This is a genomic window from Proteus penneri, from assembly GCF_003144535.1.
Lineage (GTDB): Bacteria > Pseudomonadota > Gammaproteobacteria > Enterobacterales > Enterobacteriaceae > Proteus > Proteus penneri.
Genome location: NZ_PHFJ01000006.1, coordinates 180,247 through 199,681, shown reverse-complemented (window position 1 = coordinate 199,681; position 19,435 = coordinate 180,247). Strand labels below are relative to the sequence as shown.

The 19,435-nt window shown below is 37.9% G+C and carries 15 protein-coding genes and 2 tRNA genes; 7 read left to right on the top strand and 10 right to left on the bottom strand.

Features of this window, described 5'->3' with window-relative positions; genetic code table 11:
• Window positions 1–16: 16 nt before the first annotated feature.
• Both pldB and yigL read left to right on the top strand, forming a co-directional pair.
• Window positions 17–1,021 (top strand): lysophospholipase L2, encoded by a 1,005-nt coding sequence (gene pldB / locus CUB63_RS09910; RefSeq protein WP_109847967.1) that lies wholly within the window; start codon window positions 17–19, stop codon window positions 1,019–1,021.
• Between the two features lie 12 nt (window positions 1,022–1,033).
• The gene (gene yigL, locus CUB63_RS09905) at window positions 1,034–1,834 is read left to right on the top strand and encodes a sugar/pyridoxal phosphate phosphatase YigL (RefSeq protein WP_006535787.1); all 801 of its coding nucleotides are present in this window, start codon (window positions 1,034–1,036) and stop codon (window positions 1,832–1,834) included.
• A gap of 70 nt (window positions 1,835–1,904) precedes the next feature.
• Here the strand turns inward: yigL and CUB63_RS09900 are convergent, their stop codons facing one another.
• From CUB63_RS09900 to rsgA, 9 genes are all read right to left on the bottom strand, one after another.
• Window positions 1,905–2,927 (bottom strand): fimbrial protein, encoded by a 1,023-nt coding sequence (locus CUB63_RS09900; RefSeq protein WP_006535786.1) that lies wholly within the window; start codon window positions 2,925–2,927, stop codon window positions 1,905–1,907.
• Between the two features lie 9 nt (window positions 2,928–2,936).
• Window positions 2,937–5,462 carry a fimbria/pilus outer membrane usher protein gene (locus tag CUB63_RS09895; RefSeq protein ID WP_109847965.1) on the bottom strand — a complete coding sequence of 842 codons (2,526 nt, stop codon included), beginning with the start codon at window positions 5,460–5,462 and terminating at the stop codon, window positions 2,937–2,939.
• A gap of 12 nt (window positions 5,463–5,474) precedes the next feature.
• A complete protein-coding gene (locus CUB63_RS09890; RefSeq protein ID WP_232240068.1) occupies window positions 5,475–6,062 on the bottom strand; it encodes a fimbrial biogenesis chaperone in 588 nt (195 codons plus the stop codon).
• A 131-nt stretch (window positions 6,063–6,193) separates the two neighbouring features.
• Window positions 6,194–6,715, bottom strand: a complete 522-nt coding sequence (locus tag CUB63_RS09885; protein ID WP_109847964.1) for a fimbrial protein — start codon at window positions 6,713–6,715, stop codon at window positions 6,194–6,196.
• A 204-nt stretch (window positions 6,716–6,919) separates the two neighbouring features.
• A complete protein-coding gene (locus CUB63_RS09880) occupies window positions 6,920–7,525 on the bottom strand; it encodes a LysR substrate-binding domain-containing protein (protein WP_006535781.1) in 606 nt (201 codons plus the stop codon).
• Entirely contained in the window at window positions 7,525–7,794 is a 270-nt protein-coding gene (locus tag CUB63_RS17735) for a LysR family transcriptional regulator (RefSeq protein ID WP_232240067.1), read from the bottom strand. The genes CUB63_RS09880 and CUB63_RS17735 overlap by 1 nt, the downstream gene beginning before the upstream one ends.
• Window positions 7,795–9,111: 1,317 nt before the next feature.
• Entirely contained in the window at window positions 9,112–12,447 is a 3,336-nt protein-coding gene (gene mscM / locus CUB63_RS09875) for a miniconductance mechanosensitive channel MscM (RefSeq protein WP_072064587.1), read from the bottom strand.
• Window positions 12,448–12,469: 22 nt separating this feature from the next.
• Complete coding sequence (asd, locus tag CUB63_RS09870) at window positions 12,470–13,366, bottom strand: archaetidylserine decarboxylase (RefSeq protein ID WP_109847963.1); 897 nt, start codon at window positions 13,364–13,366, stop codon at window positions 12,470–12,472.
• Window positions 13,367–13,453: 87 nt separating this feature from the next.
• Complete coding sequence (gene rsgA, locus CUB63_RS09865) at window positions 13,454–14,512, bottom strand: small ribosomal subunit biogenesis GTPase RsgA (RefSeq protein ID WP_072064585.1); 1,059 nt, start codon at window positions 14,510–14,512, stop codon at window positions 13,454–13,456.
• A 115-nt stretch (window positions 14,513–14,627) separates the two neighbouring features.
• Here rsgA and orn point away from each other — a divergent pair, with 115 nt between their 5' ends.
• From orn to CUB63_RS09850, 3 genes are all read left to right on the top strand, one after another.
• Complete coding sequence (gene orn, locus CUB63_RS09860) at window positions 14,628–15,173, top strand: oligoribonuclease (RefSeq protein ID WP_006535770.1); 546 nt, start codon at window positions 14,628–14,630, stop codon at window positions 15,171–15,173.
• A gap of 166 nt (window positions 15,174–15,339) precedes the next feature.
• Window positions 15,340–15,415: transfer RNA gene (locus tag CUB63_RS09855), tRNA-Gly, on the top strand.
• 35 nt (window positions 15,416–15,450) lie between these two features.
• A tRNA-Gly gene (locus CUB63_RS09850) sits at window positions 15,451–15,526 on the top strand.
• A 716-nt stretch (window positions 15,527–16,242) separates the two neighbouring features.
• Here the strand turns inward: CUB63_RS09850 and queG are convergent.
• Window positions 16,243–17,397: a tRNA epoxyqueuosine(34) reductase QueG gene (queG, locus tag CUB63_RS09845; protein WP_109847962.1), complete on the bottom strand. Its 1,155-nt coding sequence runs from the start codon at window positions 17,395–17,397 to the stop codon at window positions 16,243–16,245.
• Between the two features lie 228 nt (window positions 17,398–17,625).
• On the opposite strand from queG, the gene tsaE reads away from it, so the two are divergent.
• Both tsaE and CUB63_RS09835 read left to right on the top strand, forming a co-directional pair.
• Window positions 17,626–18,093 (top strand): tRNA (adenosine(37)-N6)-threonylcarbamoyltransferase complex ATPase subunit type 1 TsaE, encoded by a 468-nt coding sequence (gene tsaE, locus CUB63_RS09840; RefSeq protein ID WP_109847961.1) that lies wholly within the window; start codon window positions 17,626–17,628, stop codon window positions 18,091–18,093.
• Window positions 18,094–18,106: 13 nt separating this feature from the next.
• Window positions 18,107–19,432, top strand: a complete 1,326-nt coding sequence (locus CUB63_RS09835) for an N-acetylmuramoyl-L-alanine amidase (protein WP_072064582.1) — start codon at window positions 18,107–18,109, stop codon at window positions 19,430–19,432.
• The last annotated feature ends 3 nt before the right edge of the window (window positions 19,433–19,435 follow it).

Genomic DNA, 19,435 nt, shown 5'->3' with positions numbered 1-19,435 from the left:
CTAATAAGGAGAGTCAATGACAACCACTTTGTTTAAATATTCGTGGTTATCGCGTGAAAAGCAGTTTTCTGCATTTACGAACGGCGTCTTATTGGATTTTTGGGGGCAACGCGAAGAAGGTGAGTTTGTTGGTGTTGATGGCGCCAAAATTCGCTATGTTTATTGGCGTTCACCATCGCACAATAAAGCTCTAGTTATTGCTTCGGGCCGTAGTGAAAGCTATGTAAAGTACCCTGAAGTTGCATTCGATTTTTTTCACTCAGGCTATGATGTTTTTCTTCTCGATCATCGAGGACAAGGGCTTTCTGACAGACTGTTAGAAGATACGCAAAAAGGACATGTAGAGAAATTTAGTGATTATATCGATGATTTCTCGACGTTCGTCGATACGATAGTGCTGCCTTTTCAATACCCGCATTATTTTGCATTAGCTCACTCAATGGGAGGGGCAATCTTAGCGGGATATCTTCTAAAGCAAACTCATGTTTTTAAAGCTGCGGCATTAAGTGCGCCGATGTTTGGTATTAAATTACCCATACCTCGCTGGGTGGCTAATTTTTTAGTTAACCGAGCAGAACAGAATCAATCTGAAAGAAATAATTACGCGGTATCAACAGGTAAATGGTTTCCACTGCCATTTATCCTTAATGTGTTAACACATAGCCATGAGCGATATCGCCGATATTTACGTTATTATGCTGATTTTCCAGAACTGCGATTAGGTGGACCTACTTATCATTGGATGGGAGAGAGTCTAAAAATGGGAGATTGGTTAATTGAACATGCGGGAGAGATTAATACCCCTCTATTAGTGCTCGAAGCAGAGCTTGATAAGGTGGTAGATAATCAAGAGCTAAGGGCTTTCTGTGAACGTTATAGTCAGTCCAGAACAAGAGAAGAAAAACAAAAATTGCCACTGGTGATTGAGGGTGCGCATCATGAAATCTTGTTCGAAATAGATAAGCTACGCTCACAAGCATTAAATGAAATCTGTGAGTTTTATGATAAGCATTTATTTTAATCAGGAATGTGTATGTATTCGATAGTCGCTTCAGATCTTGATGGCACGTTGTTATCACCTAATCATGTCTTAACTCCCTATACGCAAGAAACCCTGCACCTACTTATTAATAAAGGGGTGCATTTTGTATTCGCAACAGGTCGTCATCATGTTGATGTTGCTCAAATTCGTGATGGATTAGGCATTAACGCTTATATGATAACCTCTAATGGTGCACGAGTGCATAACACGCATGGTGACCTTATTTTTAGCCAAGATCTTGAGCCTGAAATTGCTTATGACTTGGCTCTTATGGTTTTTGATCACCCTGAAATTGAAACTAATATTTATGCTAGTGACTATTGGTATGTTAATAAAGAGATGCCGGGGGCTTGTGAGTTTTTTCGAGAATCAGACTTTAGCTATGAGTTATATTGTAAAACAGGATTCCCGACCACCAATGTCTGTAAGGTCTTTTTCACCTCTGAGGATCATGAGCTATTACTGAAGCTAGAGAATGAAATTAATCAGCGCTGGGGTGATAAGGTCAATGTGAGTTTCTCACTGCGTAATTGTTTAGAAGTGATGGCTGGTGGTGTATCTAAAGGTGAGGCGCTAGAGAAAGTAGCTGAACTGATGCAACACTCTGCGAAAGATGCTATCGCGTTTGGCGACGGTATGAATGACAAAGAGATGCTCAAGATAGCGGGTAAAGGCTGCATTATGGAAAATGCCCATCAGGCATTAAAAGATCTGCTACCCAATATGGAAGTGATCGGTACTAACGCGGATGAAGCCGTTCCTCATTATTTACGTAAGTTATACCAAGTGTGATCCCTTCTAAAGAAAAAGGCGAAGAAGATGTGTTGTTCGCCTTTTTCTTTTTAAATCTGTCTACATTTCGTCAGTGATATTGCATCGTAAACTGTAATGTCCCATTGGCTTTGCCTGCGCTCGTTGTATCAGAGGTTTGGATATAGCCTGCCTCCAAAGGGATAGAATAACTCCCTGCACCGCTATTTTCTTCACTCACAGTAATGAGTTGTCCTAGCTTAATAGGCTGATTTTTATATTTAACTTGGATACCGTAACCCTTGGCAGTATTGCTGTCTGTTGGATTACTTAAACCAATGGTTCCAGCAGTTTGTTGATCATCAGCGACGCCCTCAAACCGAATTTTGATTGGTGAAACAGGATCACAACTCAAGTCGATATTAAAATTTTTAATACTTTCGGGGCTTACAGAGCCAACACCGTTAAAACTTGATTTAGGAACTGCACCGAGTGGGACATTAATGTTGTTATTCACCACATCACAACCACTTGAGATAATATTTAATGATGAGAGGTTAATTTTGGGTTCTACTTTCCCCACATAGTCACTAGTGATAAAGCCATTGTTGTAGATAATTAACATTGCCACCCATGAAGCAGGGATGGTTTGTGATTTTACATTATCTCGTAATTTATAAAGCTTCATTTCTAATGAAACAGAATAATTACCACTGGTAGCATAGGTTGAGCAAATAAGGCGATTACTGTAGTTACCATCAATATTTTGCTGACCATCGACATAAGCAGAGCCACTACAACTCCCGTTAATGGTGCCATGTAAGGTATAACCTACACCACTGCTGTTAAGTTCTTTGACATAAGCGCCATTCACTTTTGGGCTTGATGCATTTAAAGAGCCCGGTAAATAAATCCCAGGTCTTACTGCACTACCGGAGAGGTTCCACCATGTCCATGCGTTCATCGTTCCTAACGGAATAGTAGCGATTTCGGTTAAAATCGGCGCTGAACGTGAGACATAAATAGGAGCAGAATAGGTGACCGTTTTAGTGGTAAATTCAGCCCTAAATTCTGCAAATGTGGTTGATGTATACAAAATAGCAAACAGACAACCAAGAGTTATAGATTTATTCATTGTGATCACCTATCTGCATTCAAGTTGTAAAAATTGGATTTTTTCTAAGGCAAGATCCACATTTAACGTCGTTTGGCACTGTTCAACAGCACTGTTGCCCCATTTAGCTCGTAGCTGGCTGTGTTCGGGTACGCCATTTAAGAAAACCTCACCATCATTGGCCACAATTCCACTTGAAAGTACCTGATCGTCTTTATAAATTTCAACTTGAGTACCAAATGGCAGTGGTGTTCCGTTGTAGTGCAAGTTTGCAAGTACACGAGCGCCTTTTCTTGCTTTGAAATCGGCTAAGACAATTGCTCCTTTAGTTGGAATAACGGTTGTCGATGTTAATTCAACGTCGTTATTCCCCGTTAAAGAAGCCGGATCAACCGTCACTTTATTCCGTTCATAACGTGAAACATTAGGAATAACAGCATAACCTTGAGCATTGGTATAAAGGCTTTGTGCGCTACTGACTTTTAAGTTATCAACGTCTTCTGCTTTAATTAAAATGGCAGAATCGTAAATGGTTCGCGAGGGCGTGATCCCACCTTGATGAACCAAAAGTGCACCTGTTGCCCCCCAATTCATTGATTGATAACGTTTGTCGTAACTGTAACCCGCACTGATTTCACCCCCTGAAGCACTGTAGTTGCCATTAACAGAGCCACTGTATTCTTGACGAGAATGATTGTAGTTTTGTGAAATATCATATTGCAGGTTGTTATCTTCCAACTGAGTGCCACTTAAACTCACTGAGCTAATAGAATCACCTTGTTTACTGGTGTTATAGCGATAACTTAACCAGTTGTTATTCTGACCAACATTAAACGGAAGACTAAAATTAATAGATAAAATCTGATCGGTTAACCCACTTTCTTGACGCTTGTTATAAGCATAAGAGACGCTATAACTTAAAGCTCGATAATTTGAGTTAAAACTCACATTCATATTGCGATCGACTCTGTCTTGATACCAATAATATTGTTGATAACCATTTAATGAGAGATAACCCATATCTCCTAAAGATTGTGATACGGATAACTGGAACTGTTTTTTCTTACGATAAAGATGAGAAAAACGTTCATTAGCTGCCGAGAAATCGTAATAATCTTTTGTTGAATAGCGATAAGAAGCCAGTGAAAAACCCGTTTTAGTATCAGGTAAATATTTAGAATATTGAACACGATAAGATTGCCCTTGGGCTTCATCGTTATTTATTAAGGTTGTTCTCGCGTGAGTTATATCCGCAGAAACGGCACCTAAATAGCCAAGATTAACTCCTGTACCTAACGCATAAGCTTGATAATCAGCAGAGATTAATGTGCCACCATAAATGGAAAGATTGTAAGGAAGTCCATAAATAGCTGAGGTTTGAAAGAAATTAGGTTTCCTCGCAGCCGTATCTGCATAATATTTACCAATATCTACACTGTATTTTAAGCTACCCGCGCGTTGCATCATGGGAACAGCAGAAAAAGGTTGTGAAAAAGTACGGGTTGTTCCGTCGGCTTCTTCAATCGTAACTTGTAAATCACCGCTGTAAGAAGTGGGATATAAATCTGAAATAGCAAACTCACCCGGTGGAACGGAGGTCTGATAAATGATGCTGTTATTTTGTCGAATGGTGACAACAGCATTACTTTGCGCGATACCTCTGACGATAGGAGCAAATCCACGTTGGCTTTGTGGCAACATGCTTTCATCTGAAGCTAATTTAATACCACGATAAGGAATGCTCTCCAATACATCGTTATCAGAAGCCGTTTCACCGAGAGTTAAACGACTTTTTAAACGACGAATATCTCGCTCAACATAAGTCTGCAAGCTATTCCATTGAGATGAGTTATCACTATTTTTATTGTAGTTACTGTGGTTACGTAAACGCCAAGCGCCAACATTAACACCACTTCGTAATCCTAAGAAAATAGAGTTACTGTTGTTTTGGTCACGATACCAATATTGATTTTGACGATAAGTGTAATTTACAAAGGCGGCATTTATGCCATCGTTCCACTGTGCTGGTGGAATATAGCCTTGCCCATAATTGTATAAAGCAATTTGTGGTATAGAAAACGACAAACGTGCTCGTGAAAAATCATACTCATATTTTGCATTCGGAATAACGCTAGCAATATCGGTAACTGTTGATGTACTCGCTTGCTGGTTAAATTGCGAAGTCACAGACTCTTTTACTCCCCAATTTAATAAATCTTGTTTGGTGAGTTCAGGTGTCAGTACCTTTTTTTCTTCATCGAAAATAAAACGGACTTGGCGATTATCGATTAATTTATTATTGAGATAAATATCAACAGAGTAGACACCAGGAAGCTGTCCTCCCGCATAAGAAAAATAATCAAGGCTATTAATATCTGCGACTTGATTTTCTATTCCTAAGTTGAGTGCATCAGGGTTAAATTGCTCTTCAGCAATCACCTGATAAGGAAATAAAATAGAGGCTATTGCCATAGCTAGTACACAGTGGCGATAGAGATTATCAGTAGGAAATACCGATAATCGTTTTGTAGATAACGCGATGATGGATAAAGTCATAACTCTGTACTCTTAATTTAATACTTTATCTACAGTTGCACCGTAGTCATTAATAAACTGCACAGTGACTTTCTGGGAAATAGGACTCTCTTTAAGTAACACTACTTCTTGATGAGGGTTGATTAAAGGGTCGTAAGGGTAGCGTTTATCATCAATAAAAATATGTTTAATCGTGAGGTGATAAGGTGTTTTGTTATTAAGCACCAACCCTTGGCTTTGTTTGGATAACTCAACGTTATTAAAATTAAGTGGCTCAATATCATGAGAGCGTAAAAAGAGTTTAAATTGAGAGTTAATCACTAGTTGTAATTGATTTTCAGGACTTTTTTCAACAGGTGGAATTGATTTTATATTCAGCCAATAGACGACTTCAGTATTTGAATTTAACGGTTCACCAGTATAGGAAATACGTGCAGTTCCTGTACCATCAGGTTCGATACGAAAAAGCGGGGGTGTTGCAATAAAAGGCGTTTTTTCTGTGCCTTGAAAAGCAGAGACCCAACTCTGGATAAGATAAGGTTTTTCTTTATCGGTATTTAGAATAGGAATGCTTATTTCACGAGCATTATCGTTATAAACAAACCGAGTTCCCCCCCACACTTATTCCAGCAGCATGGCTTACCGTTATGAGAGAAAATAATAAAAATAGAGTTAGAAAAATATTCTTTTTCATAAATGGCGCCACAAGATTAAGGGAAATAAGAGGGTAATAAGTATTACCCTCGTTTTTATTATTTATATTGGATGCTATAAACGGCTGATCCGTTAGCTGGCCCTGGTGTTGCTTGTGCTGTTGCTTTGTAGCGTGCAACATAATCTAAGTTAATTTCAGTTCCATTGATTTCGACTTCTTTCGAATCGTCATATAGGTTTATTTGAGATACGGCATCTTTTTCAAAGAGAGCGATACCCACATTTGTCGCACCACCTGAAACTTGATCAATGGCTAAAATATCGCTATCAATGGCATCACGAGTCCCGCCAAAACGGACAGAGACAGTGGTATTGACAGGGCAATCAATCAGTTTGATTGTGAAATCTTTAAGGCCAGCAACTTCCCCTTTTGTTGCTAAACTTTTTGATGATACTTTTCCTAAATCTACAGTTAGATTTTTAGAAGAACTATCCACAGTACAGGCTTGATCTGTTATTTCTCCGATAAAGTTAATTGTGCCCGATGCAAAAGCAGCAGGTGCAGAAAGTAGAGAGAGACTCATCCCTAATAAATAGAGAGATTTATTTAATTTGCTCATGATCGGTCCTATATAAAAAGTAGTTATTGTTACTTTTTAATTTATTTATAAGTATAGATTTAAGTATTAGTTTATTCGCATAGGGAATATGCCAATAAAATATAACATCACAAAAAATTTAAGTTAATAAAGATTTACATGAGTTTTTTTGTCTTTATATCAAATTGTTTAATGTTCGTTTTTAAAATTAAAAATAACGTTTAATTAATCAATAATTAAATTTTGATGTGGATTGTTTATTAAGGATAATAAGTTTTTTATATCTTCTGTTGAAAATGAATTTTTATTCAAATAAAGGTAGAATTTATATTCTTTATCTTCACTATGTATATTTAATTGTTTTATCGTATTTTTATTCAACTCTTCCTGGACAACGGTCAGGGGAAGCCGAGAATAACCCAGACCTTGCTTGACAAAGTTTATTGCTGTTTCCACAGAGCCCACTTGAATAACTTGGTTATTATGATCGGCATTTGAGCCATCAGCGAGTAGAGAAATATAGGTATGTCTTTGTAACTCCTTAGATAACTCATCATGTTGAAGATGTTGTAAAACACTCTTCGGATGTGTGACTAATACTGTTTTAATACTTTCTAAATCAATGGGTTGTAGTGATTTCACATTATAATGTGTTATTACCAAATCTTGATCTTTTTGCGCTAAAATATCTGATTTACTGAGTGCTGTTTTATGAATATTAATATCATAGTGTTTATTTTCTTTAATAAATTGGGAAATTTTATTCCAGAAAAGAGCTGAAATATATAAAGGATCGATGACTATGTTTATCTTTAACTTGTTGTTAAACATTAAATTTTTGGCTTTTTTTCTAATGAGATTGCTTTTTCAGTTATTTCTCTAGAGAGTTCAAGTAACAATTTACCTTCGTGAGTGAGTACTGCACGTCTTTTTTCTAAAGAGAGGATTTCAACTCCTAAAGTTTGCTCTAATTTATTGATAGTATAGCTAATTGATGATTGTGTTCTATGTAATGCATCTGCGGCCTGAGCAAAGCCACCGTAGTCAACGACGGCTTGTAAGGTAATCCACTGATCGAGAGTCGTTCGGGATTTTTCCATAATGGAACCTTCTTATTATTGTTTATTTAATACTCATTAAAAATGAAGCTAGCAATATATCTTAGCATTGTCAATAGGTAAGAATACTCATTTTTAAATCAAGTTAAAAAAATATTAACATTATAAGCTGTAATGTTATTTTTCAATCAATAGAAAAAATTTTAGAAGAGATATTTATTATTTTTTATTTTTTATTTTTTATTAATATGATTTTATAAATAAGATGTAGAACATTTTTATTCTTTTTTTAATATAATTAAAAGTATTATTTATAATAGTTAATGAGATTTTATATCTATATTTTTATTTGTTCTGTTTTTTATTTGTTTATAATTTCAATTATATTAATTCACGATTTTAAATTAATTGGTATTTTTTGTTTCTTTGTTTTTTAATTTTCTTAAATTTATTATTTTTAATTGTTTTACTTTTTGTTTTTAATTTATTCTTATTCTTTTTTAGTATTAAAACTTAAAAGATTAAATATTTCTATATTTAGCTTAAAATGATTAAAGAAAGAAAAAGAAGATCACTTCTGATAACAAATACTATGTGATAATCCAAATTAGACTGTGCTCAGTGTTAAATATGGGGATGCAGAGATATTTTAATATGTAAAGCTGCTGGTGTTTTAAATGCAGACGCTAAGTTTTGTTAGCTATAAATGGCTTAATTTATTTAACTTAGGTAGGCAAACTGATCAGCTAAAGATAATAATTTAAAAGTTAAAAGCTAACAAAAAGCAATTTCTACTCATTGAGGGAGTTAAATTAAGTGTAAAAACGTAAAAATATGATTTAGGTCAATAGCTGGAGGTTGGTTTTAGTTAAGCGCTCAGTGTCGTCAATGAGGCAGTAAAATAATAAAGGTGAGATAAAATACATTTCACCTTGAGATAAATTAAATGCCGTATCCAAAATGGCGCTTTATCACCTGGCTGAATTGGTGTTTGGTTAGAAAAATATACTGTATTAATAATATTCACCAGAGAAAGTAACACTCTCTTTATGATACTCACTTTATTATCTTCATATTACCATCGAGTGATAGATAGTTTCTTTGAGTTATTACTTATCAATTTTATTAAACAAAAAATCAAAAAATAATTTTCCTTTTTTTTAGAAAGAAGAGACTAAAAAGAAAATGCGGATTAATTTTATACAATCAATGAGCTATAAGAGAAATAGATACACAGTATAGGGTGAAGAAAGCGTCATAAAAGAGGTTGAAAAAATGAGAAAGAAAGGAGTAAAGCCATTATCTTTCGTAATTTTTCTATAAGATAATGGCTTTTTATCAAATTAATTGAAGCCGAACTTATAATCCACCGACTTCTCTTGGTGTTGCGCGCATTGAGCTGCGAATTGTATTACCCATCATATCCACTCTTGCTTGGAATGGTGGGAACGGTAATGGAATACCGTGTTCTGCAAAGGCTAAGAGAATATTTTGATGGATCTCGTGTCTTGCTGGCATTCTGTGTCCCATCTCTGCTGCATAAACACGTAGTTCGAAAATTTGAATACCTTGCTGTAAATCGACCAGATAAACCTCAGGCGCAGGGTTTTCTAAAATCATCGTAGAACGTTTTGAGGCTTCTAATAACACATTGGTCACTTGCTCACTGTTGCAGTCTGCAGGTGCTGGGATTGTCATTACGATACGCGTAATTGAATCTGATAGTGACCAGTTAATAAATTGCTCTGTAATAAAGGCCTTGTTCGGTACGATAATTTCTTTTCTATCCCAGTCGGTTAACGTAGTTGCTCGCGTGTTGATCTTAGAGATATTTCCGGTCAAATTACGAATGGTAACGGTATCGCCAATACGAATTGGTTTTTCAAATAAGATCATCAAACCTGAAATGATGTTGGCAAAAATTTCTTGTAAACCAAAACCTAATCCGACCCCCATTGCTGCCACTAGCCACTGTAATTTTGACCATTCAATCCCTAATAAAGAGAAACCCACGATACTACCAATTAAGGTGATGGTGTATTTGGTCATGGTGGTAATGGCGTAACCTGTACCGGGCGTTAAATCAAGATGCTGTAAAATAGCCAACTCAAGTAAAGCAGGGAGATTTCGAACTAATTGGGTTGTAATAATAATGACAAGGATCGCCACTAAAATAGAGCCCATGGTGATAGGTTGCACTGTGTTAACACCATTCACCGATGAGGTGACATCCCAAAGTCGGATATTGTCGACGAAAGAGAACGCTGTGTTTAATTCAGACCACAATAAGATCATTGAGACTAATGCAATCATAGTCAGAATAGAACGAACTAAACCAATAGATTGCGCACTGATCGCATCAAGATCTATTTCTTGAGCTTCAATTTCAAGTCCTACTGTGCTTTCACCACTGCTTCCGACAATCGTATTTTCATCTTCACCTTTTGCGCGCTGTGCCAGAATTTCTGCACGCTTTTGTTTAGCACGTTCAAAGGCTAATTTTCTGCGCTGAATAAGCATCCATCGCTGAATAATATGGTAGATAATCAGTAGAGCAAACCAAATGGCGACAGACATTTCTAAACGACCGAGCAAGACAATCGAGGTAGAAAGGTAACCTAAGACGGCGGCTAAACCTGCAATAACAGGCGCAACCAGTAAGAACCACCATAAAATGGTGTTGATCAGGTTATCGCCAGATCCATGTTTATCAAGATAAAGCGGAACGTGAGCTTTTTTAAGGCTAGACGTAATAAAGCTTAGGGCGATACAGAGTAGTAAGAAACAGAAGCGACCGACCGTCGGTGCAAATTCTCTATCGCTATAATATTCAAAGGTAATTAATGACATCATCAGCGGAACGATGACAAAAATAGAGAGTTGGTAAAAGCGCATTGCTTTTTTAACACGGCTCTCTTTCCATTTAAATTGAGCAATAAACAGGCCGTTATGCCGTGCGAAGGTTGCACTGATCATAAATAGCCACAACACGGGAGCGGCTGCTGTTACACCATAGCCAATCGCGCCGGCCATTGGATAACGCCATTCAACACTTTGTAAGCCATAACCGACCGCAGACCATAACAGCGGTAGCGGAAGTGCAATTAAAATAGACCAAAAAACGGTGCGTATCGTCAGTGAAAAATGATCTTGAGTGACTTTACCTATACGGTTGCTGACTCTTTCAAGGAATGCGTTGTAATGTTTTCGAGTGCGCAGGCTAAAGCCCACAATGGATAAAGTGACAAATAAGAATAGGAACGTATCCTGATTTTTAAGCATGCTGATAGCAGCATGACCTAATTGTGAAAAGGTATCTAATGAAAGCAGTCGAGTGATATCTTTAACTAATAGAACTGGATAATTAAATTTGATTGGGCTCATATCAGCAACCCAGAACATATAACGGTTTGTCGCGTCTTTTGTTTCTTTTAAAGCATCGGCTAATTGTGTTGTCGCAACTTTTAGTTTTGTTAATTCAAGAATTTGAGAGTCATAACCAGATAGCAACGAATTCAATAATTCATGACGTGCCTGGATAAGAGAATCAAAAATATATTGCTGAGCTTCAGGTAATTTAGAACCATCAGCCGTTTCTGGCGGCTGGATTTTACTTAAGTTTTCCAGCATATCCTCATAACGTAAACGTTCAACACGTAATTGAATGATATCTCTATCAAGCTCTTGTGAACGAGGCATTTCGGGTAAGCGGGAAAGCTGTGTTCTTAATGCTTCACCTAATGCTGTCGAGCCACTTAACCACTGTGCTTGTTCTCGGATCGTGGTGAGTGTTTGACGAACTTGTTGTGTCTGTTGTGTAGTAATGCGCTGTTTTTCTGACAGTTCGCTCATTTCCTGTGTTTGTTTATTCAAGATTTGAGAGAGTTCACGGTTAGTTTGGATCTGTTTTGTCAGAAACTCAGGAAGCTCACCACCTTTCTCCGCTAACATCTCTGTTTTCTCTAATGCGAGATCAGCGACTTCTTGGCGCTTTATATTTAATAAGCTGCGTAATTGTTGTAGTTGTACATCAAGGCGCTGATAGCGTTTCTTAAACAATTCTAAGCGAAGGCGAGCGATTTCTTGGCGGTTATTAGCTGAAAGTTGTGCCATTTCAAGCTCATTAACCATGGCTTTACGTGCGGTAACTTCCGCTTGTGTGAGCTTATTTTGTGCTTCTGTTAACGGTGTTGTTGACGCACTAACAGCCGCGAGTCTTGCTGTCGCGTCACTGAGTAAACGGCGTGCTTCAGAAAGCTGTTGGGGTAATAAGTTTAACGATTCACTAATTTCTCGGCTTTTGTCTTGCTCTTGTTGTTGAAGCCTTGCTTGCTCCATTAATTGGCTACTGACTTGAATAATTTTCTGTTCTAAATCAGGAATGCTAATTTTTTCTGGGATAGTTGGAACTGAGTGGCTTTCTTCAAGAAGCTTGGTTCTGAGTTCTTTCGTGATCTCTGGATAATCATCAATAGCTTTTTGATAATTATCTGCATTTGCTTGCGCTTTTTCACCATCATTAATCCAATTGATAGTGCCTTGTAGCGCCTGAACTGTCTCAATATCTTGAGGATTGGTACTTCCTTCAAGTTGTTTTATATCTTGACGCAATTTTTCTACATCTGCTGATATTGCGGATGTACTGAATGAAAATGTCAAAAAAAGCGAGAAGAAAAGACTGATTATCAGGCGCACAAAGGTTACTCCGAATTACGTGTTATTCACTGATGGCATTGTTGTCATTACCAGCGACATTAATGATGGAACCCAATTGTTCTCCCATTAATGTAACGGAGCCATTCATAAGATCTTTATTCAATTGAACGGTATTTTCTGGGAAAAGATTGATGACTGTTGAGCCTAACTTGAATCGACCCATCTCTTCACCTTTTTTCAAGAATATCGCTCCTGCTTTATCTGCTTGAGGATATGTCCAACGTTTAATAATACCTTCGCGAGGTGGCGTGACCATGCCACACCAAACCGTTTCAATACTACCGACAATTGTTGCACCAACCAAAATTTGTATCATTGGGCCAAATTGTGTTTCAAAGAGACAAATAATACGTTCATTACGTGCAAATAAGTTAGGGACATTAGTCGCCGTTAATGGATTAACAGAGAAGAGATCACCTGGAACATAAATCATCTCTTTTAATAAACCATCGCAAGGCATATGAACTCGGTGGTAATCACGAGGTGAAAGATATGTCGTAATAAACTGACCATTACGGAACTTATCTGCCAACATAAAATTACCAGCAAGTAATGCTTCAAGGGTGTAGTGATGTCCTTTGGCTTGCAAGATTTGATCATCTTGAATTGGACCAAGTTGGCTTACTGCACCATCAGCCGGTAATGCAAGTTTGTCATTACCTTCAATAATAGGGCGAGCACCGTCTTTTAAGGCGCGAATAAAAAAGTCATTGAAAGTGGAATAAGCTTGAAACTGGCTATCTTTCGCTTCATTCATATCAACTTTATAAGCTTTTGCAAAAGCCTTGATAACAAACTGGGTGATAGCACCCGCTTTTTTATTTGCGAACCAGCCAGCTAACTGTGTTAGCCATAATTTAGGCAATAAATACTGTAGTTTAATTTTTAGCTTGTCCAAAATGGCAACCTCTGGGATTAAACGATAAAAATAGACAAAAGGGGTCTATTGTACTCACCCTTAATAGGGTTGTCAGTGAATCAATTGTTAAGAGTCTAAATTAATGTTCTTACGAACTTTCACCTGACTCATACTTTCTAAAATTCGATGGTAATTTTCAAATCGCGTTTCTGCAATTTCGTTGTTTCTCACCGCTTCACTTATTAAGCAACCCGGATCGTCTAAGTGCTTACAATCGCGGAATTTACAACCACCAAGATACGGTCTGAATTCAACAAACCCTTTTGTTACTTGTTCTGGCGTTAAGTGCCATAAACCAAATTCACGCACACCCGGAGAGTCAATTACATCGCCACCTTGTGGGAAATGGTAAAGGCGTGATGCTGTTGTGGTATGTTGACCTAAACCAGAGTTATCAGAAACTTGATTAACAACAATACTTTCTTCCATTGGTGGTAACAGCGTGTTAAGTAAACTCGATTTACCAACACCAGATTGCCCTGCAAAAATAGAGATGCGTCCAATAAGCTCTTGAGTCAGTGCTTCTAATCCTTCTTTGGTATAGCTAGAGACTTCAAGGACACGATAACCAATATTTTTATAAGTTTGCATCCATTCACTAACGGTCTTACGGCTTTCTTCATCTAGCATATCGATTTTATTGAGAACAATTAGAGGCTCAACATTTAACGTTTCACATGCTACAAGGTAACGGTCGATAATATTTAACGAAAGTTCAGGCAAAATAGCCGAAACGATAATAATTTGATCAATATTAGCGGCAATAGGCTTAATACCATCATAATAGTCAGGACGAGTAAGCACTGAAGTTCGTTCGTGTACGGCTTCTACAATGCCATTTACGCGGACATTTTCTTGTGTTTGTAGCGCAGGGCGCCAAACAACTTTATCACCCGTTACCAGTGATGAAATTGTGCGTCGAATATTGCATCGTGTAATTGTGCCGTCAGCTGCTTCGATATCTGCATGTTGACCAAAACGGCTGATCACTAGCCCTTCGGTTGCTTCGCCTAATTGCGTATCGTCTAATTCAACGTGGTTTTTTTTCTCTTTGCTCTGCAAACGCTTTTTATGATTTTCTTGTACTCGGCGTTGCTGGCCTTTAGATAATTTACGTTTTGTCACCGATCCTCACTTGTATTATTCGGTTAGATGTTCTTCTATCGTGCTTATTGAGTAAACGCGCTATGATAAACGCTAAAATATCATGTCTCACACTTAGAAACAGCTAGGATATATTATGTCAAAAAGCGAGAACAATCTGATCTGGATAGATCTGGAAATGACAGGTCTTGATCCTGAATGTGACCGTATCATAGAAATTGCCACTATCGTGACAGATCCTCAACTTAATATTTTAGCCGAAGGCCCAGTAATTGCAGTACATCAATCTGATGAACAATTAAGCTTAATGGATGAATGGAATACACGTACCCACACAGGTAGCGGCTTAGTTGAGCGCGTAAAAGCCAGTTCATATGATGATAATTCAGCACAAAAAGCGACTATTGAATTCCTAGAAAAATGGGTACCGAAAGGCGTATCACCTATCTGCGGTAATAGTGTGGGGCAAGATAGACGTTTTCTATATCGTTATATGCCAGAACTAGAGCAATATTTTCACTACCGTTATCTTGATGTGAGCACATTAAAAGAATTAGCACGTCGTTGGAAACCTGAAATTTTAGAAGGTTTTGAGAAAAAGAATACTCATCAGGCATTGGATGATATTCGTGAATCCATTGCAGAGCTTGCTTATTATCGTAAAACCTTTATTAAAGAGTAAAAAGCGTGCATTCATGATTGATATTACATCACTATGATGATTTTATCGGCATGTAATCAAAAAAACGTATTTTTTTGTTGATAAGGGCTTGCGGTTAAGCATTTTTCTCGTATAATGCGCTTCCCGTACCGATGAAGAATTTTATTTGTACGGGTGTAAGAAAGACGCGGGAATAGCTCAGTTGGTAGAGCACAACCTTGCCAAGGTTGGGGTCGCGAGTTCGAGTCTCGTTTCCCGCTCCAAATATTTTACTAGTGATTGTCAAAACTTACCAAATGCGGGAATAGCTCAGTTGGTAGAGCACAACCTTGCCAAGGTTGGGGTCGCGAGTTCGAGTCTCGTTTCCCGCTCCAAGTTTTTCTCTTCTGTCTTACCAAATCTCATTTTTAATCCCCGTAAAGAAATTTTAAGTTTTTTCTCTCACATTTTTTAATATCGACTACACTGTTTTAGGGTGCAGATTGAGGGATGTAACTTAATACGCGTAAAAAGAGCGTGCGGAATAGTTGTTCAAAAAAGAAAATGTCATTACTACATGTAAGATCAAGCTATTTTTTTGTGATCTATCTTTGATCTTTGCTTGCATTTCTAATTTGACAGCACTAGAATGTGCGCCTTTCCTCATTTAGAGGGGAAATCAGAGGCAAGATCATTTTTTAGGTTTTAGGCCTTTATTCTGTTAAACATGCATTGAATAGTATTTTAGAAAAAGAAAAGGGTTTCTCAGGCTTTTCTTTAAAAAAATGTGATATATATTCTACTATTCTTAAAATCTTTCCAAATCGATTTATCCACAGTGAGATGCTAATAATAACCGCATCTAAGCACTATTTATTTTTTTACTGCACAGAGTTATCCACAAGTACGTATCCTTAAGTGATAAGGATATTATTCTCTTCAATAAATTGATTGGATTTTATATCTAATTGATAACTAAGTTTATTTTATTTTTTTAAATTTTGGGTCTTAGTTCGCTTGAATTTTTTGTTCATGTTGATAGACAAGGGATTTTTATTTTATTCACAGAGGAAATTAATGGTTACTCGTAATGTGTTTAATCTGTTAAAAATTAAGCATCACGAGGTAAGCCTTTAGTTATCGCCCTTACTAAGCGTTTTTGTTGTGAAGTCTGTATTTTTACTTCTTTTTCATTTCTCTTCGCTGTCTGTTGTGCAATCGCCCAGTTTAAATGTTCATCTAACACATCACTCAATCCAAAGCGTTCTTGCAGGGCAAGTATAATTTTATCTTGATAAGGTGCATTTCCTAACGCCACGCTAATATTTCTAAGCCAACGTAAATAGCCAATACGACGGATCGGGGAACCTTCGGTGATACGCAGAAATTTATCCTCACTCCATTGAAACAGATCGAGTAATTCTGGGGTATGAAGCGCTCTTCTTGGGGAGAAATCGTCTTCGTCAGTCAGTGATGAAAAACGATTCCAAGGACAGATAAGCTGGCAATCGTCACAACCATAAATACGATTACCCATTAGAGGGCGAAATTCTTCAGGAATAGCACCATCGAGCTCGATGGTGAGATAAGAAATACAACGGCGAGCATCAATGGTATAAGGTTCAACAATGGCACCTGTCGGACAGGTTGTCATACAGGCGACACATTTACCACATTGTTCTTCAACAGGACTATCAGTAGGTAATGGCAAATCAATCAGTAGTTCACCAAGGAAAAACCAAGAGCCTGCTTGATTGTTAATCACAAGTGAGTGTTTACCAACCCAACCAAGCCCAGCCTTAACGGCTAATGGGCGCTCCATAATCGGTGCTGAATCAACGAAAGGACGAAAGTTGACTATCCCTTGATATTCAAATTGCTGACAATATTGTGAAATTCTTTCGCCGAGTTTTTTAAGACGCTGTCTTAATACTTTGTGATAATCCCTACCAAGCGCATAACGGCTGATATAGCCTTGTTCTGGATTATTTAAGGTGCGTGCAAAAGCCGCATCCGTGGGGAGGTAATTCATTCTGACACTGATAACACGTAATGTACCCGGAACCAATTCGTGAGGTCTGGCTCGTGTCATTCCATATTTTTCCATCCATGCCATTTCACCATGATATTGCTTATCTAACCACGCTTGCAGGCGAGGTTCTTCAAGTGATAAGTCAGTATCACATATTCCTGTTTGTTGAAAACCTAGCTCAGAGCCCCATAATTTTATGTTTTGAGCGAGAAGATTAAGATCAAGTGATGACATGAATAAACCAAATCAATAAATAGGTAAGAGGTGAGTCCTAAGAGCGCGCAGTGTATCATAGTGAGGCAGTAGGAAAAATCCTCGCAATAAATAGATTTATGGTATGGTTATTTGATAGTGATTTCGATAACTATTTGCCTTAAGAAAACATATAAAGCTTAGTATTTGATATTCTCCAACGATCTCACTTTATTAAGCTGTTATAACTTAACAATAGATTATATAAATATGAAAGAATGGGTTGTTACATTAGAAGATGAAGCGGCAACAGTTGAACTCGGGCGTACTGTTGCAATGGCAACGGAGCATCACGGATTGATCATTTATTTATATGGCGATCTTGGTGCTGGAAAAACAACCTTTAGCCGCGGCTTTTTACAAGCGCTGGGTCATCAAGGACATGTAAAAAGCCCAACGTATACATTAGTTGAGCCTTATATGCTGTCGCCAAATCCGGCTTATCATTTTGATCTTTATCGTTTAGCTTCTGCTGAAGAGTTGGAGTTTATGGGGATACGTGACTATTTTGAGCAAGACGCGTTATGCCTTATTGAATGGCCATCGCAAGGCGAAGGCTTTTTACCTAACGCGGATTTAGAACTTCATCTAAGTTATGAAGATGAAGGTCGAAAAGCGCGTTTTGTTGCCCTTTCACAAAGAGGGAATACTGTTTTATCCCGTATTCAGTCTGCATAAAGGAATATTGATTATGTCGAGTCTCATTACTATTGTGAGTCAAAGTCAGCGCTATGTTGTTGCCTTTCTGTTGGTTGTTTTGTCTTTATTTTTTGTGCAAACAGCACAAGCCGCTACTGTGACAGAAGTGAAAGCAGAAAACAGCATTTCAGCAACAATCCTCACATTTACGTTTAGTGATGGGAAGCCGAGTTATCGATATTATTCATTAAAAAGTCCTGACCGTTTGGTGATGGATTTTAAACAGAGCACAAAAATCACGGGATTACCGGCAATACTAGGTAATGGGCAGTTAGCTCATAAAATCCGCTCAACGCAATCAAAAGATAGCCAATACCAAAGTATGGTTGTAGAACTTGCTCAGCCCGTTGTGGTGACGGAGAGTTTAGTGAATGTAGGTGGTGGATATAAGTTAGTGCTTACTATCAAGGCTATGAATAGTCGACAAAATAGCAATGCACAATCAACAGTCACTGTTGTTGCGTTATCACCGACAACAATGACGGCATCAGCCTCAAATACAAATAGAGAAATGGCGCCTTTAACCATGACACCTAAAGCAGAGGTTGCTCCAGTTGCTCCTATTGTGAAACCTCGCACCACTCCATCAAAACCACAAGCGGGCTCTCGCCAAATTATTATTGCGATAGATGCAGGACATGGTGGGCAAGATCCGGGGGCGATTGGTCAGAAAGGTAATCGTGAAAAAGACGTGACATTAAGTGTAGCAAGAAAGTTGGAAGCTCGATTACGTAATGATCCTATGTTTAAACCTGTTCTAACACGCAGTGGTGATTATTTTATCTCAGTTGCGGGGCGCTCTGAAGTTGCCCGTAAACAAAGTGCGAATATGTTAGTGTCTATTCATGCTGACTCAGCACCAAATCGTAGTGCAAGAGGCGCTTCTGTGTGGGTGCTTTCTAATCGTCGAGCAAACAGCGAATTAGGTAAGTGGCTTGAACAAAGTGAAAAACAATCAGAATTGTTAGGCGGTGCTGGTGATGCTTTATCAGAAGGTGCTGATCCTTATTTAAGTCAAACGGTGCTCGATTTGCAGTTTGGTAATTCACAGCGAGTGGGTTATGACGTCGCCGTTGCTGTATTGTCTGAGCTAAGAAAAGTGGGTTCATTACATAAGAAAACACCAGAACATGCCAGCTTAGGGGTTTTACGCTCACCAGATATCCCTTCAATTTTAGTTGAAACAGGTTTTATCAGCCACGCGTCAGAAGAGCAGTTACTGATTTCTAATGCTTATCAAGAAAAACTCGCGGCATCTATTCACGCAGGTTTAAGAAATTATTTTCTGGCTCACCCTTTACAAAACGCGCCTAATTGATTG

Bases quoted from the DNA above. Each gene is read 5' to 3' on its own strand.
- CUB63_RS09885 (WP_109847964.1), bottom strand. From the start codon at position 6,715: ATGAGCAAATTAAATAAATCTCTCTATTTATTAGGGATGAGTCTCTCT.
- tsaE (WP_109847961.1), top strand. From the start codon at position 17,626: ATGAAAGAATGGGTTGTTACATTAGAAGATGAAGCGGCAACAGTTGAA.
- queG (WP_109847962.1), bottom strand. From the start codon at position 17,397: ATGTCATCACTTGATCTTAATCTTCTCGCTCAAAACATAAAATTATGG.
- pldB (WP_109847967.1), top strand. From the start codon at position 17: ATGACAACCACTTTGTTTAAATATTCGTGGTTATCGCGTGAAAAGCAG.
- CUB63_RS09900 (WP_006535786.1), bottom strand. From the start codon at position 2,927: ATGAATAAATCTATAACTCTTGGTTGTCTGTTTGCTATTTTGTATACA.
- CUB63_RS09880 (WP_006535781.1), bottom strand. From the start codon at position 7,525: ATGTTTAACAACAAGTTAAAGATAAACATAGTCATCGATCCTTTATAT.
- CUB63_RS09835 (WP_072064582.1), top strand. From the start codon at position 18,107: ATGTCGAGTCTCATTACTATTGTGAGTCAAAGTCAGCGCTATGTTGTT.
- orn (WP_006535770.1), top strand. From the start codon at position 14,628: ATGTCAAAAAGCGAGAACAATCTGATCTGGATAGATCTGGAAATGACA.
- CUB63_RS09895 (WP_109847965.1), bottom strand. From the start codon at position 5,462: ATGACTTTATCCATCATCGCGTTATCTACAAAACGATTATCGGTATTT.
- CUB63_RS17735 (WP_232240067.1), bottom strand. From the start codon at position 7,794: ATGGAAAAATCCCGAACGACTCTCGATCAGTGGATTACCTTACAAGCC.
- yigL (WP_006535787.1), top strand. From the start codon at position 1,034: ATGTATTCGATAGTCGCTTCAGATCTTGATGGCACGTTGTTATCACCT.